Annotated in this window: 13 protein-coding genes; 9 read left to right on the top strand and 4 right to left on the bottom strand. The window is 43.6% G+C overall.

Annotated elements, in window-relative coordinates:
• The first annotated feature begins 1 nt into the window (after position 1).
• Together AB1S55_RS18555 and eno are read left to right on the top strand one after the other, a co-directional pair.
• Positions 2 to 994, top strand: coding sequence for a phosphotransferase family protein (locus tag AB1S55_RS18555; RefSeq protein ID WP_370979682.1), 993 nt, complete (start codon positions 2 to 4; stop codon positions 992 to 994).
• Between the two features lie 5 nt (positions 995 to 999).
• Complete coding sequence (gene eno / locus AB1S55_RS18550; RefSeq protein WP_370979681.1) at positions 1000 to 2283, top strand: phosphopyruvate hydratase; 1284 nt, start codon at positions 1000 to 1002, stop codon at positions 2281 to 2283.
• A 113-nt stretch (positions 2284 to 2396) separates the two neighbouring features.
• Here eno and traF read toward each other — a convergent pair whose 3' ends face one another.
• Positions 2397 to 3797 carry a conjugal transfer protein TraF gene (gene traF, locus AB1S55_RS18545; protein WP_370979680.1) on the bottom strand — a complete coding sequence of 467 codons (1401 nt, stop codon included), beginning with the start codon at positions 3795 to 3797 and terminating at the stop codon, positions 2397 to 2399.
• 315 nt (positions 3798 to 4112) lie between these two features.
• Between traF and AB1S55_RS18540 the strand changes: the two genes are divergently transcribed.
• The 6 genes from AB1S55_RS18540 (at position 4113) to AB1S55_RS18515 (ending at position 10258) form a co-directional block, all read left to right on the top strand.
• On the top strand, positions 4113 to 4721 hold the full coding sequence (locus AB1S55_RS18540; protein ID WP_370979679.1) for an outer membrane beta-barrel protein: 609 nt from the start codon (positions 4113 to 4115) through the stop codon (positions 4719 to 4721).
• 281 nt (positions 4722 to 5002) lie between these two features.
• Complete coding sequence (locus AB1S55_RS18535; protein WP_370979678.1) at positions 5003 to 7267, top strand: putative bifunctional diguanylate cyclase/phosphodiesterase; 2265 nt, start codon at positions 5003 to 5005, stop codon at positions 7265 to 7267.
• 161 nt (positions 7268 to 7428) lie between these two features.
• Complete coding sequence (locus tag AB1S55_RS18530) at positions 7429 to 7791, top strand: hypothetical protein (RefSeq protein ID WP_370979677.1); 363 nt, start codon at positions 7429 to 7431, stop codon at positions 7789 to 7791.
• Between the two features lie 202 nt (positions 7792 to 7993).
• Positions 7994 to 8869 (top strand): DUF692 domain-containing protein, encoded by an 876-nt coding sequence (locus AB1S55_RS18525; RefSeq protein WP_370979676.1) that lies wholly within the window; start codon positions 7994 to 7996, stop codon positions 8867 to 8869.
• Positions 8866 to 9615, top strand: coding sequence for a DUF2063 domain-containing protein (locus tag AB1S55_RS18520; protein WP_370979675.1), 750 nt, complete (start codon positions 8866 to 8868; stop codon positions 9613 to 9615). Before AB1S55_RS18525 ends, AB1S55_RS18520 begins: the two co-directional genes overlap by 4 nt.
• 28 nt (positions 9616 to 9643) lie before the next feature.
• Entirely contained in the window at positions 9644 to 10258 is a 615-nt protein-coding gene (locus tag AB1S55_RS18515) for a DoxX family protein (RefSeq protein ID WP_370979674.1), read from the top strand.
• Positions 10259 to 10281: 23 nt separating this feature from the next.
• Here AB1S55_RS18515 and AB1S55_RS18510 read toward each other — a convergent pair whose 3' ends face one another.
• Positions 10282 to 10863, bottom strand: a complete 582-nt coding sequence (locus tag AB1S55_RS18510) for a phosphoribosyltransferase (protein ID WP_370979673.1) — start codon at positions 10861 to 10863, stop codon at positions 10282 to 10284.
• Positions 10864 to 10866: 3 nt separating this feature from the next.
• A complete protein-coding gene (locus AB1S55_RS18505) occupies positions 10867 to 11433 on the bottom strand; it encodes a DUF1415 domain-containing protein (protein ID WP_370979672.1) in 567 nt (188 codons plus the stop codon).
• Positions 11434 to 11576: 143 nt separating this feature from the next.
• Between AB1S55_RS18505 and AB1S55_RS18500 the strand changes: the two genes are divergently transcribed.
• Positions 11577 to 14588, top strand: coding sequence for a methyl-accepting chemotaxis protein (locus AB1S55_RS18500; protein ID WP_370979671.1), 3012 nt, complete (start codon positions 11577 to 11579; stop codon positions 14586 to 14588).
• On the opposite strand, the gene AB1S55_RS18495 is transcribed toward AB1S55_RS18500, so the two are convergent.
• Entirely contained in the window at positions 14585 to 15076 is a 492-nt protein-coding gene (locus AB1S55_RS18495) for a GNAT family N-acetyltransferase (protein WP_370979670.1), read from the bottom strand. The two genes, AB1S55_RS18500 and AB1S55_RS18495, sit on opposite strands and share 4 nt — an antisense overlap.
• Positions 15077 to 15207 lie beyond the last annotated feature (131 nt).

The raw sequence follows: 15207 nt of genomic DNA, 5'->3' as shown, positions 1-15207 counted from the left end.
GATGATTGATGTAGCTATCCTTGACACCCTGGTTAGCCAGGGTGTTTTAAGCTCAAAAAATGTTACTGCAAGCCCCCTCAGTGGGGGGGTTAGCTGTGAAATTATTTTACTTGAAAGCGACAACGAATCTGTTGTTGTTAAGCGCGCACTCGAAAAGCTAAAAGTTAAAGATGATTGGTTTGCAGATGTTGGGCGAAATAAAGTTGAGCAAAATTATTTACGTTATGTAGACGCCTTTTTGCCGGGTATTGTTCCTAAAATATATTACTGCGATGATGAGCAAAACTATTTTGTGATGGAGATGCTTGGTGGTGATTTAGAAAACTGGAAAACCCGTCTTTTAGATGACAAGTTTGATCAAGCATATGCAGTTGAGGCAGGTTCGGCGCTAGGAAAAATTCATGAGCACAGTTTGGGGGATCGAGATGCCCAAGCGATGTTTGCAACATTGGAAAACTTTAAGCAGTTGCGCCTAGAGCCTTATTTACTTAAGACCGCAGAGCGAAATCCTGAGTTGTCTGATTTGCTTATTAAAGAGGTTGAACGTTTAGCTTCGACGCAGCGTTGTTTGGTGCACGGTGACTATAGCCCTAAAAATATTTTAGTCTCCCCCGAGCGTTTGGGCGTTCTAGATTGTGAAGTGGCTTGGTATGGGGACCCCGTCTTTGATGTGGCTTTTTACTTAAATCACTTTTTATTAAAGGCTGCACTTAAACGCGATCACTGCGATGCATTGTTGGACTTAGCTGAGCAAGCTTGGCAAGCCTATTCAAGTGCCGCACCAAGCATAGTAAATGCTGAGTTTGAACAGCAGCTTTGTCATTTGCTGCCGATGCTTATGTTGGCACGTGTGGATGGCAAGTCTCCTGTTGAATATCTTAATTCAGATCAGCAAAAAATAGTTAAAGATTTTGTCTACGACATTCTACTTACGAAAAAACCTGTAACACTCTCTGCACTTCTAACATTTTGGCAAGGTGCTTTGAAAGGATAGTAAAAATGAAAATTTCCAATATTGATGCATACCAGATTTACGATAGCCGTGGCTTCCCTACTCTTGAAGTCGAAGTCGAACTAGAAAATGGCGTAAGTGCTTGTGGCTTAGTGCCTTCAGGTGCTTCTACTGGGCAGTTTGAGGCCCTTGAATTGCGAGATGGCGATAAGACTAAGTTCCGTGGTAAAAGTGTTTATAAGGCCATTACCAATGTAAAAGAAGAAATTGCTCCTGCACTGATTGGTAAAAGTGTGTTTGACCAGCAAAAAAATGATTTGTTGATGATTGAACTGGATGGTACTGAAAATAAAAGCCGTTTAGGTGCCAACGCCATTCTTGGTGTGTCTATGGCCATGGCGAAAGCGGCTGCAGCTGCACGTGGTGAAGCACTATTTGAATACCTTGGTAAAGGTGAGGGTAACTTAATTCCTTTAAATGAGATTCAGATCTTGGGTGGTGGTGCTCATGCAGGTTGGGCAACAGATATTCAGGATTACCTTGTTATAGCGGTGGGGGCGAAGACCTACGAAGAAACATTAGAGATGACTCACAATATTTATCATACTGCCGGTGAGCTTATGAAAAAGCTAGGTAAGTGTGTGGGTATTGCTGATGAGGGAGGCTGGTGGCCAGATTATAAGGATAATGAAGAGCCTTTTGAGGTTCTGATGGAGGCCATTAAATTAGCAGGTTACGAGCCCGGTAAAGATGTTGCTATATCTTTGGATATTGCTGCAAGTGATTTATATGATGGTGAACACTACCGGTTTAAGCTAGATAATAAAGTATTCACTCGTGATGAGTTTTACGATTTGATGTCGGCGTGGTGTAAGAAGTACCCCATTATTAGTATCGAAGATCCGTTTGCTGATACCGACTTTGAAAACTGGAAGCGACTGCAAGCGGAGTTGGGGCATAAAGTTCAGATTATTGGTGACGATTTATTCACCACTAATATTAAGCGTATTGAGCAAGGCATTGATCAAGGTTTAGCAAATTCTGTGTTGATTAAATTGAATCAAATTGGCAGCGTAAGTGAAACAATTGATGCTATTCGCTTAACTCAAAAAGCTGGCTGGTTACCTGTTGTCTCTGCTCGTTCCGGCGAGACCGAAGATGCCTTTATTAGCCATCTGGCTGTAGCAACCAATGCTGGTCAGCTGAAGGTTGGCTCTTTTGCTCGAAGTGAGCGGCAAGTGAAGTGGAATGAAAACCTGCGTATTCAGCGTAAGTTAGGTGATAAGGCTCGTTTTGTTGGTGCAGCCTTGTATAAAACCATTTTCAGTTAATGTTAATGCTTGAAAAAAACGGTATAGAAAAACCGTATCCAGATAGGCTGACGTGCCATCGTTAGCTAGTACTAAGCGGCCTTTTTATAGGCCGCTTTTTTTCTAGCTTGCAGTTAAAACGCTAAACCGAGTTGAAGCGCACCACCTGCATTGTTGTCTCCTCCTTGGGCGGCAAAGTCAAAGTGCACGGCCATTATATTAAAGCCTAGCCCAGCAGATATGCTTTGATCTGCGCTATTTTCTAAGTTCTCACGCAGACCTGCCCGTAAGCGCACAATCTTCATAATGTCCCACTCCGCACCTAGTGCTAAATATTGAGTATCGTCACCTAAAAATAAGGCGGAGTTTTTGGTTAAATCCAAATCCGCAGCGAGGGTAATGCCCATAGGGGCTTGCCATGCGATACCTGCGCGAGCCTGACGGTCAATGCTGTATTTCCCTGTGACACCATTTTCGGTCGTGGTTGTTGTGTAATCTTGCTCTATTAGATTTTTTATTACTAAACCTAGGGTGAGCGAGTCTCCCGCTAAGAAACTAGTGGCGATACCTAGGTCTGCATTAAAGCTATTTTCAGTTTTTTCGGAGTCTTTGAATTCGTCTTCAATTTCATAGTTCTCATCATCTAAATCTTGAACTGTAGGAACTGCCCAGTAGCTTGTTATCTTTTGGATTTTGGGCGTGATGCCAAAGCTAATTTTTTGGCTTCCAAACTCAAACTGTTTGGCAAGAGAAAGACCAAACTCTGTTGTTGTTACGCCAGCTACAATGACATGGCTCGCTAGATCATCGGTAGGGTCATACAGGGCAGGTGTTGCTGAGGCTTCGTCTAGAATAGACCTATCTTCTGTTTCACCTTCACATCGATAGCGAAATGGTGGAATGCCTGTGCGTAATGCTGTTTCAATGTCTTGCTCGTTCTGAACGTAATTTAGGAATTTAGTATATTCATCAAGGGTTGTTCTATCACAGCTATCGATAACAGGAGTCGTTTCTATTGTTGCATTACTGCTTATATAAGCCGACATTCCTGCAAAACGAGTGGGGAAGGCAATACTGGCAAAAGCGCCTGCGTTAATTCGAAAGGGCTTTTCACTTAGTACGCTAAGCTCGTCATCAAGCCCTTGGCTGGCATCAACAACTTGTTGTCTTGCAGCTAAAAACTCGTTGGTGTCCATTGTATTTATGCTGTTATTAATTCGATCAGAACCAGTGGTTATATTATCTATATAAGCTTGGTCTTCTATGTTTTCAAAAGCGTCAACGGCATCGGGGTCTGCAAATACATTAACGCCTACATTGGGAAGGATGATTTGTATATTTCCCTCTGGTTTTTCGGCCAGTAGAGCTGGGTTGAATATCGCTGCAGAGCTGGCTTTTGCAGAGGCCACACCAGTATCTCCCATCGCTAAAGAACGGGCTTCGGTGCTATTAAACGGTTGAGCAAAGCTGGCCGAGCTGGTGAAGAAAAAAATGTAGGAAATAAAAGAACTGAGAGATAAGGAAAAGCGAGCCATAAAAGACATCCTTGAAACTTTAAGCAAAACAAGAGCAAAAATACGTCATCAAATTAAGCTTAGTTCAGTCTTGTATTAATCAAGTTTGGCTAAGGGATTTCGGCTATATGTAATAGATATAATGAGGGGTGTTTAGGTAAGTTTTGGATCTATGGCTACAGCTATTATTAGTCTTTCTATGCTCTTCTTATTCTTATTGTGAACCTGCTTTGCTATAGCAGGTGTAGTACTTGCCTTTATGTACTCGCTTGTATCAACATCAAGTGCCGCCTACAATGGACGCCTTTGCCCCATTTCTTCTGACGGATTAATTTGATGTTGTTTGCTCGCACTCCTCTCGCCTCTAGTTTGATTGTAAAAATCACCGTTGCTACCGTGCTAAGTGTACTTACTGTGGTTTCGCGGGCAGGTGTTTATGTTGACGCGGATATTGCTTATGCAACCCCCTCATCCGATGTCGTTAGCGCTTCTGCTGGCCCTGCTTTTAGTGTGGGGGTGGGCACAGAGCTAAACTCTTGGTTTGCCCTAGAGCTTGATTATGTAAGGCTTGGTGGCTTTTCTGTGAGTGGTGCCGAAGCAATTGATGAAGATGATTTGGCTGTTATTGGTTTAGGGGCTGCATCAGATTTTAATATTTCTGGTGTTAACGCGAGTGCTTTGCTCAGCTGGAGACCCAATCGCTGGGATAATTTTTACCTGCGAGCAGGCTACATGGCGTGGAACAATGCCTTAGAGGTAAGATTAAACCGCGGGTCTCATTTTGTGGATCACACGTTTAATCTTGATGGCCAAGACCCGATGTTTGGGTTGGGTTATGCCTATTTGTTAGGCGGTAATATGGAAAGCTCAATTGAGTACAACCGCTATTTCGTCGGTGATGTCGACATTGATGTGCTTGCTCTGGGCTTGAATTATCATTTTTAAACCTTTCTTACCCATCTTCAAAAACCGGCCTTGGCCGGTTTTTTTATGCCTCTGCTTTGTAGTTGGGGGCTTCTACTTGCTTTAACTTTCGGATCTATCCCGTGCTAATACACCGAGACGAAGATCAGCCGCGAAGGTGCTTTTGACGCGCCGAACATCAGAATGTCTTTATCGGCAGTTATGGGGGGTATCTAATGAGCACTGATAGATAGCTTCTAACTGGCAAAACCTTGTGTCTTCAGCTTGACTGACTGTAGAGCCTAAATAAGGGTATTAACATTTTGATAATCAGCAAGGTCAAACATCATTGGCAGGCTTGGGGCATCGTCTCGTGTTTAGCTTTGTTGTTGGTATTGCTAGCACTCTATGCTTATCAGTCAGCAGAGAGGTCAAGCGAGCAAATACTCACATTCAATGAAAGTGAATTACCACTGTTTGATGAGATCCAATACCTTCGCACATCACTGGTTTCGATCGAATCTTCGGTTTACGAATACTATTTAACAACCGATAAAGCCGCCTTTGAAGAGCGATATTCAGCGCATCTTCGCCAGTTTGAATCGTCTTTGACGCGGCTTTCTGATGCCTTGGGAGCAACAAGTGAGCTTTCACGCTTGCAGCAAATCAATACCGAAATGCAAAGCACAACACGAGTTTTTATTGGGGTTATGTCTGATAAACCCATCGATTGGGATGCGTCTAGAGAAGTGCTAAGTTGGTTTTCTCCTTTAACGGATAGAGCAAACGAGGAGAGTGCGGTTTTAACTCAGTACATACGTCAGCGCGTGTTAGATTCGTCAGAGCGTTATAGCGCTGATACGCGCCGTACGGTCTCTCTGGTGGCTTTGTTGACCTTGATATCTATATTAGCCGGTGCTTGGTTGGCGCGTAGTAACCTTCGGCGTTTAAATGCGCTCAAAGAACAGCAGCGCCTCGCTTCTTTTCCAAGTAGTAACCCTCACCCAGTTTTGTCACTGAGTCGTGATGGCCGGGTTATGTATGCCAATGAGTCAGCTTATATAGTTGCTTTAGGTGCGGATGTTGATGAATTACTGCCCTCAGATCTTTTAGACTTTCTAGATGAAAAAGAAATCTATCGAGAATGGGAATACGAAAGAAATGGCCGTCATTTGCAAATAAGTCTTGGCTGGTTACCTCAATACAATGAGTATCACGCTTATTTGAGTGATATCACGGCGAGGAAAAAAGCTGAACAAGACTTGGAGTATCTTGCGTATCACGATGTCACTACAGGTCTTATTGAGCGAGAGCATTTTAACGCCTTTGTCGATCAGCGCTTACAGTTAGAGTCGCAAAGTGTACTGGTTGCTATTTTAGATCTAGATCTTATCGATACGGTACTGGAAGCTGCAGGAGTCGCCATCTCTGAGCAAATTGCACGTATGGCCGCAGAGCGGTTTAAAAGCACAGTATTTGAAGAGGGGCTAGTAGACGATAGCTGCCTGTCGTATATCGGTGGAGGCTTGTTTTGTTTTGCTTTACCTAACAACTCTGATGTAGCTGCTCATTTATTTTCACGCATGCAAAGCAGCTTTGAGCAGTCTTTTGATATAGAAGGTTATGAGTTTTATTTAAAGTTGGTCATTGGTGTTGTAACAGGGGAGTACCTAGTTGGTGTAAACAGTGAGGAAGCCTTGCGTTTGGCCGATGGCGCTTTAAACCAAGCGAAGCAGGTCACTGCGAATAACATTGTTTATTATGAAGCCGGTATAGAGCAGAGACAGCGTTTCCGCATGGCGGTTGAAGCTGGTTTGCGTCACGCAATTACCAATGATGAGCTGCTACTCTATTATCAGCCCAAAGTCAGCTTAATAGAAGGGCGCATCATTGGTGTTGAGGCTTTAGTTCGCTGGAAAACGGCTTCTGGTGACTGGATCAGCCCTGCTGATTTTATTCCTATTGCTGAAGATTCTGGACAAATTGTTGATATTGGCCAGTGGGTACTAGAAAGAGCCTGTGAAGACGTTAGCAAGTGGAATCAAGGCCGGCTTGATAATGTCAGTGTGGCGGTGAATGTGAGCGCCAAGCAGCTATTGCATTCGGATTTAAGCCACTCGGTCATGTCTGTATTAAAGCGCAATAAGGTTCCGGTAGATTGGATAGAGCTAGAGATCACGGAAACAGCGGCACTGACTGATTTCGAGCACGCTCTGGATAAGTTACATGAGTTAAGGCAGCACGGCATTAAGATATCGCTGGATGATTTTGGTACAGGTTACTCATCGCTGAGCTATTTACAGCGCTTACCTGTGCAAACTTTGAAAATTGACCAAAGTTTTATCCGCTCTCTTGTACCTGGTTCGAAGGATGAGGCTCTAGCTTCAACCATGGTCGAACTGGCTCATCAGCTAGAGATCGCCGTGGTTGCCGAGGGCGTGGAAACAGAAGAACAGCTGCAAATGCTACGTAATTGGGGGTGTGAGTTTGTGCAGGGTTATTTGATTGCTGCCCCCATGCCTTTAGAGCAGTTTATCGCCTTTAAGAATGAGTTTAATGAGCTTCCTAAGGCTCAGAATCAGTGCTAGTCCTTAATCTGTGAACCTAGCTGTTACTTTTTTTATCTATCTTTGTAAGAATCACTCGGCTTGTGCCTACTAAGTGCATAAGAGCTTAGGCTATGTGGCCTTGGAACACTTTTTGGTGCAGTCGGCTAAGGGCTGCGTTTATAACTCGATGGAGAGCTTCAATGAAAAAACAAACTCTAACTTCTTTAACGCTTGGTTCTGCTTTTGTACTTGGTGCTGCTATTTCTGGTCACGCAAGCGCGGCTGATAACCCTTTTTCTGCTAATCAACTTAAAAGTGGTTATGAAGTAGCCGCAGCGAAAGAGGGCAAGTGTGGTGAGGGCAAGTGCGGCGGCGAGAAAAAAGCTGATGGCAAATGCGGTGAAGGCAAGTGCGGCGGCGAGAAAAAGTCTGACGGTAAGTGTGGTGAAGGCAAGTGTGGCGGCGAGAAAAAGTCTGACGGTAAGTGTGGCGAAGGCAAGTGCGGCGGTGAGAAAAAGTCTGAAGGCAAATGCGGCGAAGGTAAGTGTGGCGGTAAGGGCTAGTCACTCAAGCTAGCTGATACTTCTTAACCACTTAGGCGTATTACTCGCTACTATCACGGGCTATTACTAGCACTGCGATAGCTACTAAGAATGTTAAGATCACTCTATATCACCGCTAAGCTGCAAAGCGAAGGCGGTGATTTTATTTGTGCCTTTATAAAAGTGGCCGTTATCAACATGGCCTTGATCAGTAAGAGCTTATATGAACAACAAGGTGTTACATGGAACTGGCTTGGGCTTTAGGCGTGAGCTGCTAAGTGATCTCAAACAAGCCGATATCAGTCAGATTGATTTTTTTGAGATAGCTCCTGAGAACTGGATGCAAGCCGGAGGTCGTTATGCTCGTGATTTGCGTCACTTTACCGAGCAAAAAACCTTTGCCTGCCATGGTTTGTCCTTGTCTATCGGCAGTGCTGAAGAGCTTGATTACAGCCTGCTAAAAAATATTAAAACCTTTTTAGACGAGCACGATATTAGTTTGTATACCGAGCATTTGAGTTGGTGCAGTGACGATGGTCATCTGTATGACTTATTACCTATTCCATGTACTGAAGAAGCTGTTTTTTGGGTTGCGGAGCGTATTCGCCGGGCTCAAGAAATACTGGAGCGTCAAATAGCATTTGAAAATGCCTCTTATTACTTCACCCCGCCTGGTGCACAAATGAGAGAGCAGGAGTTTATTAGTGCGGTCATTGCAGAGGCTGGTTGTTTATTGCACTTGGATGTCAATAATGTGTATGTAAATAGTCAAAACTTTAACTTTGACCCTATCGCTTATATGCAAGAGCTGCCTTTAGATAAAGTATGTTATTTGCATGTTGCAGGGCATTATGTAGAAGAAGATGGTTTAATTGTTGATACTCATGGGGCGGATGTGATTGATCCGGTGTGGTCTTTGTTAAAAACCAGTTATGAGCTCATTGGTGTTGATGCCGCCAGTTTACCTACCTGCCTAGAGAGGGATTTTAACTTTAATGGATTAGAGTCTCTTTTTAACGAGCTTGAGCATATCCGTTCTATTCAGAAAGCCTACAGATCGGCCCAGGCAGCTGTGGTTGTAAGGCAGGGTGGCGTATGAACGATAGCAGCGATAATGTATCTGTAGCACCTAGTTCTCTGCGTGAATTTCAACTTAGCTTTGGTTGCTATTTACGTGATCCTCAAAATCAAAGTCGCCCAGACGGGGTGCCTGAAAGGCAAAGTCGTGTTTACGAAGAATTGCTTTTTAACAATATCTCCGGTTTTATTGATAATTGTTTCCCGGTAGCTAAAACCTTATTTAGTGAATTGGATTGGGTCGCTCTACAACGCCAATTCTTCTCACTTTGGCGTTGTCATACCCCTATCTTCAGCCAAATTCCCTTAGAGTTTGTTCACTTTACGCATGAGCATGCAGACGATATTAGTGCACCTCACTATTTTGTTGAACTATTGCACTATGAGTGGATGGAGCTCGAGGTCGATCTTGATGAACACCCGTGGCCGGAAGAGCTTGAGGACGTCTTAACACTTAATCCGTCAGCTCGCTTACTTGCGTATCAGTGGCCGGTGCATACTGCCAGCGCTGATAATAAGGACTTAGCCAAAGAGCCAAGTTTTCTTGCTATATGGCGAACACAAAAGTTCAATGTAAGTTTCAGTGAGTTAAATGCGACTACTTATATGTTATTAGAACTTCTAAAAGAAGAGCCTATAACACTCGCTTTACTTATTGAAAAAGTGGCGCAGCAGCTTGAACGTAATGATATTGACGCATTAAGCGCTTTTGCTGTGCCTTTATTAAACGAATTTATAGATGCTGAATTGATCGTTGGGTCCTGTTGAAGCATTAATAAGATTACATGGAATAATTATGAAACTTTTATGCCGTTTGTTTTCTGGTGTTAGCTCTGTGCTTAATGCTAGCCAGAAAGCGGATTTTATTGCGCCTTTATTATTGCGTGTATTTTTAGCTCCCATTTTTATTATGGCAGGCTGGGGAAAGCTAAGTGATTTAGATAGCACGGCTTATTATTTTGGTGAATATCTAGGTATGCCTTTACCTGAATTAATGGCCTTTTTGGCTGGTGCAACAGAATTTTTTGGCGGTTGGTTTATTTTATTAGGTTTTGCTGTTCGCTTGAGTGCTATTCCTTTGGCGATAACGATGGCCGTTGCGGCGCTAACCGCCCATTGGCAATTTGGTTGGCATGCTTTACCAGAGCAAACGCTAACTATGCCTTGGGAGTGGCGTACCGACTTGATTGATGCAGGAGCATTAAGAAAAGAACGTGCCGTTGCTCTGTTGCAAGAGCATGGGAATTACTCATGGTTAAGTGAGGCAGGCTCTTTTACTGTGCTTAAAAACGGAATTGAATTTGCGGCAACCTATTTTATTATGCTTATAGCCTTGTTTTTTACTGGAGGCGGTCGCTGGGTCAGTATTGATTGGTACATTGATCGCTATTTAAAAAGATTTGAATCGTAGTTTTTCTCAGCTGTTTTTTCGCTTTAGCTGAGACCTTCGTTAAAAGGCGGCATATCTCGACACAGTGCAGCGATATGTTCGCCTTTCCCAGTTCTAATTTCATCAAGGCTAAGCCCCTCTAGCTCATGAGGGAATACCAGCCAGTCATTGGTTTCATGTAAGAAAAAGTCGGGCACACGCTTAGTGATATTTCGCTTAGGCTTAAACCAAGGACAGGCGACTTTAATGGTTAAGGGGACTTGCTTACCGCAAGCGTGATGTAAAGCCTGAATGATGGCTTCGATCGAGCGCCCCGTATCAAATACGTCATCTACGATCAGTAACTTGTCTTGGGTCGTTAGTTGCTGAACAACGTAATCTAAGCCAAAGACTTTCACCTCTTTGTTTTGCTGGTTTATGCCGTAATAAGAGGCTGCCCGTATTGCAGCATGGTCACACTTTATGCCTGCTAAGCTTAAGTACTCTTGAATAGCGATACCGGTAGGCGTGCCGCCACGCCATACACCAATAACAAAGTCGGGTCTAAAATTGCTTTTTACGATGTCTTTTGCCAGCGTGAATGAGTCTGATAGCAGCTCGTTGGCATCAATAAAATATTTTTGCATAAGTTATTTGGGCTTGTAGATATGAGGGAAGAGGCTAATTAGTTGGGCCTCAGTTAAGGCATGAACACACTGTATATTACGCTCGTAAATACCCTCGGGGTCTTCATAAGTACTCAGAACATGTTCTAAGCTGGCTTCTCTAATGATATGGAAAATAGGCAGTGGTGCACGGTTGGTGAGATTATCTTTATCGTCTGGCGCGGTGTGTGCAAACTGATAACCGGGATGGAAGCTAGCTAGTTGAAAGTGGCCAGACCAGCCTTCTTGCTCTAAATAGAGATTGGCTAAGCCTAAGAAATCATTGTATTCAATAAAGTCACTAAGGGCATGACTAAGGCAAATTAAACTGGTTTCAACATAGTTGGCAGCATTTCTATCTTGTGTGTAAAGGCGCTGGCATTCGTTTGTTAGTGCATTTAGCAGTTTCTCGTCAGCATTGCCCTCATAGATTTCAATGTGTACTTGGTCTTGTTGGTGGGGGTAGGCAGCAAATGGACAAAGGCCTAACCCTATAACGACTTCCTCGAGCCATTGTTCAACTTTATTTTGAGCTTGTTTGAGCTTATTCATGAATCTCTCATTTGTTGCTGTAAGCCCTTATGACCTGCCTTTGTAGATGGCCTGCAGGGCTTGCGAAACTAGTGGGCTCAGCTAGGGTAATAGAGTGAGCCTTCTTTGGGCTTAAGGACGTATTGTTCACGGAGTCAGATACCATGCTTGCCTCTTTCAAGCTCTATTTGCTTAATGCCCCTCTATCTAAAAAAATCAACCTAACCATTGTACCGCCAATGGTATTGGTGCTTGCTGTTGTGCTGCTGATCATTACTCAAAACGTAGAGAAAATACGGGCCGCTAGTATAACCGAAGATGTGATCGAGCTTGTCTTGATATTAGATGGGGTGGCTCATCAACATGCTGTAGAGAGGGGATTAACAGCTGGCTTTTTGGCTAGTAAAGGGCAGGTTGGGAAACGCAAACTCGTTGAGCAGCGCAAGCGCGCAGATACGGCCGCCGCAGCTTTTAAAAAGGCTCTGACGGCTGATTTTACTTTGACTTTAGGGGAGGATTTACAGGAGCATCTAAGGGATTTAGGCAGTGAGCTAGCGTCAGTGGCAAGCCTGCGTGAAGAGGTTGATCAGCTAGATACAAGTAGCAAGCCTTTCGCTCGCTACTCTGAGATTAATAAAGCTGCCTTAGATGGTATTGATGAGTTAAGTGCTTTGATAGGCGAAAGTTCTGTACTGAAAGGCCTGCATAGTTTGACAGGTTTACTCTGGCTGAAAGAGCGCTCCGGTCAGGAGCGTGGTGCTCTAAACGGCATTTTTGCCAGCGGTCAATATACAACCGCCAAACTTCTTTCTGTAAGCCAATATATTAATGAGCAAAATGATCAGCTCGACTTTATCTCTCGAAATATGCCTGCTCAAGACTTTTCCGTGCTTGTTGAAGGAATGGCGAGTGATGCGAATACTGAAGTATTGGCGATTCGTCAGCAATTCTTTGAGGCCATAGAGGGAAGGGCTGATATTCCTCGTAATTCGCAGCATTGGTTTGCTGTGAGCACAGAGAGAATCAAGCATATTAAAGCTGTCGCAGATGCCTTGAGTGAAAACTTGAGTCTTGCGGCTGCAGCTAAGGCGCGCAATGCGCTAATCACTCTTGTTGCTTTAGTACTTGTTACGGTTTTAATCTGCTGGTCTATTTTTAGCTTAAGTCAGATGGTTAGCCGACAAATTCGCACGCGGGTTGGAGAGCTGACAAGCATGCTCAATGCGGTGGCTCAGTGTAAGGATTTTAATTCTAGATTAAATGCGTCATATCAAGATGAGCTGGGGCAGGCTGCCAATGCTTTTAATGCCTTGTTAGAAGAACTTCAACTCGCCATTCATGCTGCAACCGATACGGTCTCTGCTGTGGCTTCAGGGAAATTTGATGCGCGTATTAGCCAGCACTTTGATGGGGATTTAAAACACCTTAAAGATGGGGTGAATCAAAGCTCGGAGAAAGTAGAAAAAACCATGAGCGCCTTGGCTGATGTGATGTCGGCTTTAGCGAGAGGCGATTTTAGTGCGCGTATGGATAGCCAAGTTGAGGGTGGTTTTAAACAAAAAGTAGATGGTGCCATGCAGGCAACTGAGTCGGCAATAAATGCGGTATCCAGTGTGATCTCAGCAATGAGCGCGGGGGATTTCTCTGCTCGTATCCAAGTTGAGTTACCTGGTAAGTTAAATGAACTTAAATACAGTGTGAATACTTCTCTGGAGAACATTAGTTCAGCCATGGATGATATTAATCAGTGTGTTCAGGCTCAGAAAAAAGCTGAATTTAGCTGGCGAATTTCATCGGATTACAGCGGTGATTTGCAGGTCTTAAAAAATGGCATTAATGACAGTATGCAAAGTATTGATGAGGCTATTAAAGATTTAAATCGTATATTTAGGCACATAAAGCGTGGTGATTACACTCTACGTATTGAGCGTGAGATGAGCGGCGATTTAGCCGAAATGAAGCTTGGTATAAACACATCGCTTAATGAGTTGGATTCGGCTGTTAGTGAGATTGTAAGTGTTGCCGCTGCTCAACAGAAGGGCTTGTTAGATGTTCGCATTGAAGGTCAATACCAAGGGCAGCTTGCGGAGTTAAAGACTAGCCTTAATGGTTCTGGGCAAGCATTAAACATAACCTTGAGTTTAATCTCAGATCTAATGCTTAAAATGAAAAATGGCGATTTTAGTGGTCGAATTGATCAGGCAATGGATGGGGTGTTTAACGAGTTAAAAAATGCAGTGAATGAATCTTTAATTGCATTGCAGCACGCTGTTAGCGATTTGACTCGTATAGCAAGTGCTCAGAAAAAAGGTGAGTTGTTTAAAAGAATGGAAGATAGCCACCGTGGAGAACTTGCGAATATTAGCAGCGCTGTAAATGAGTCGATGCATAATTTGGGGGACATTGTGCAGAAGGTGCAGCAGAGTTCTACTCATACCCTAGCAATGACCGGTGAACAAAGTACCGCTACATTTGAGATGTCTAAGCGAACAGAGGGGCAAGCTGCTGCGCTTGAAGAAATTGCGGCAAGCATGGAGGAGATCGCAGCAGCAACTGATCACGCTGAAAAACGCTGCTCTGCAATTAGCCTTCAAGTTAATAAGGCAATGCAAGTGGGTGAACAGTCGTTAGCTACCGTTGAAAGTACGGTGGAGTCGATGGCTTTGATGCGTGAATCGAGCCAGAAAATTGCCAGTATCACATCTATGATTGATGAAATTTCCTTTCAAACTAATTTACTTGCTTTAAATGCTGCTGTCGAAGCTGCACGAGCAGGGGAGCAAGGGCGTGGTTTTGCTGTTGTGGCATCAGAGGTAAGAAATTTGGCTCAGCGCTCAAGTGAAGCTGCACGTAGTATTAAAGAATTAATTGAAGAGAATGTGACTAAGGTTGATAGTGCCTGGGAATTAAGTCAAAAATCAAAAGATAACCTAAAACATATCGCGCAAATGTTATCCGACTCCCACCAGCTTACTATCGAGGTCTCAGCGGCGGCGAGTGAGCAAAACCAAGGTGTGCAAGAAGTTAATGCTGCTATTTCCTCTTTGGATGCCATGACACAAGAAAATGCAGCGATGGTTGAAGAGACAAAAGCCGCAACCAAAAATGTTGAAGAGCAAAGTGCGAGTATGCATAAGCTACTGGGCTTTTTCTCTTTGGCTGATAAAGTGAGCTAAGTGGGTTGCACAAGTTTAGGTGCATAAGTCACTTCTCCTTCAGGGAGGTTGTTGGAGAAACTCTGAGCCAATAAACGAGCATTACTTAAGCTTTGTAAATACATTTTTGCTGTTGGCTTGAAATTAAATCGTTTATAGAAATGACTATTACCAAGTACGATGCAGCCTGCTGCACCTTGGCGTTGCAAGAGTTTTAGACCTGATTTTATTATGGCGCTAGCTATGCCTTGACCTTGTTTTTCGGGGAGTACGGCGATCGCTCCTAAGCGATACCAACCTTGGCTGCCATCACTAATCCGTATTTCAGAAAATCCTAGGTGAGCTAATACTTTTCCTTGCTCTAAAGCGACAAGAGAAGGGCTTAGGGTTTTGTGATGACTGGCCCTACACAGTTTGTTGCTTTTGCTTTGTTGAGGCTCTTTGCATGCGAGCTTGTGTAGCTCTTCTACTTCTGTGTTGTCGTCAGCTTGTTCAAAACGTATATACACAATTACCACTCATGTTGCTGATTATTAGCCGCTGAGGTTTAGACGTTTAAAAGTGTAATTAGTTTCTGTTTTTGCCGATTTTATAGCAGGGCTTTGATATGAGCTCTTATTCTTGATGTTTATTGCGATGA

It is taken from the genome of Agaribacterium sp. ZY112, assembly GCF_041346925.1.
GTDB lineage: Bacteria > Pseudomonadota > Gammaproteobacteria > Pseudomonadales > Cellvibrionaceae > Agaribacterium.
This window is presented reverse-complemented; position numbering and strand designations above follow the sequence as displayed.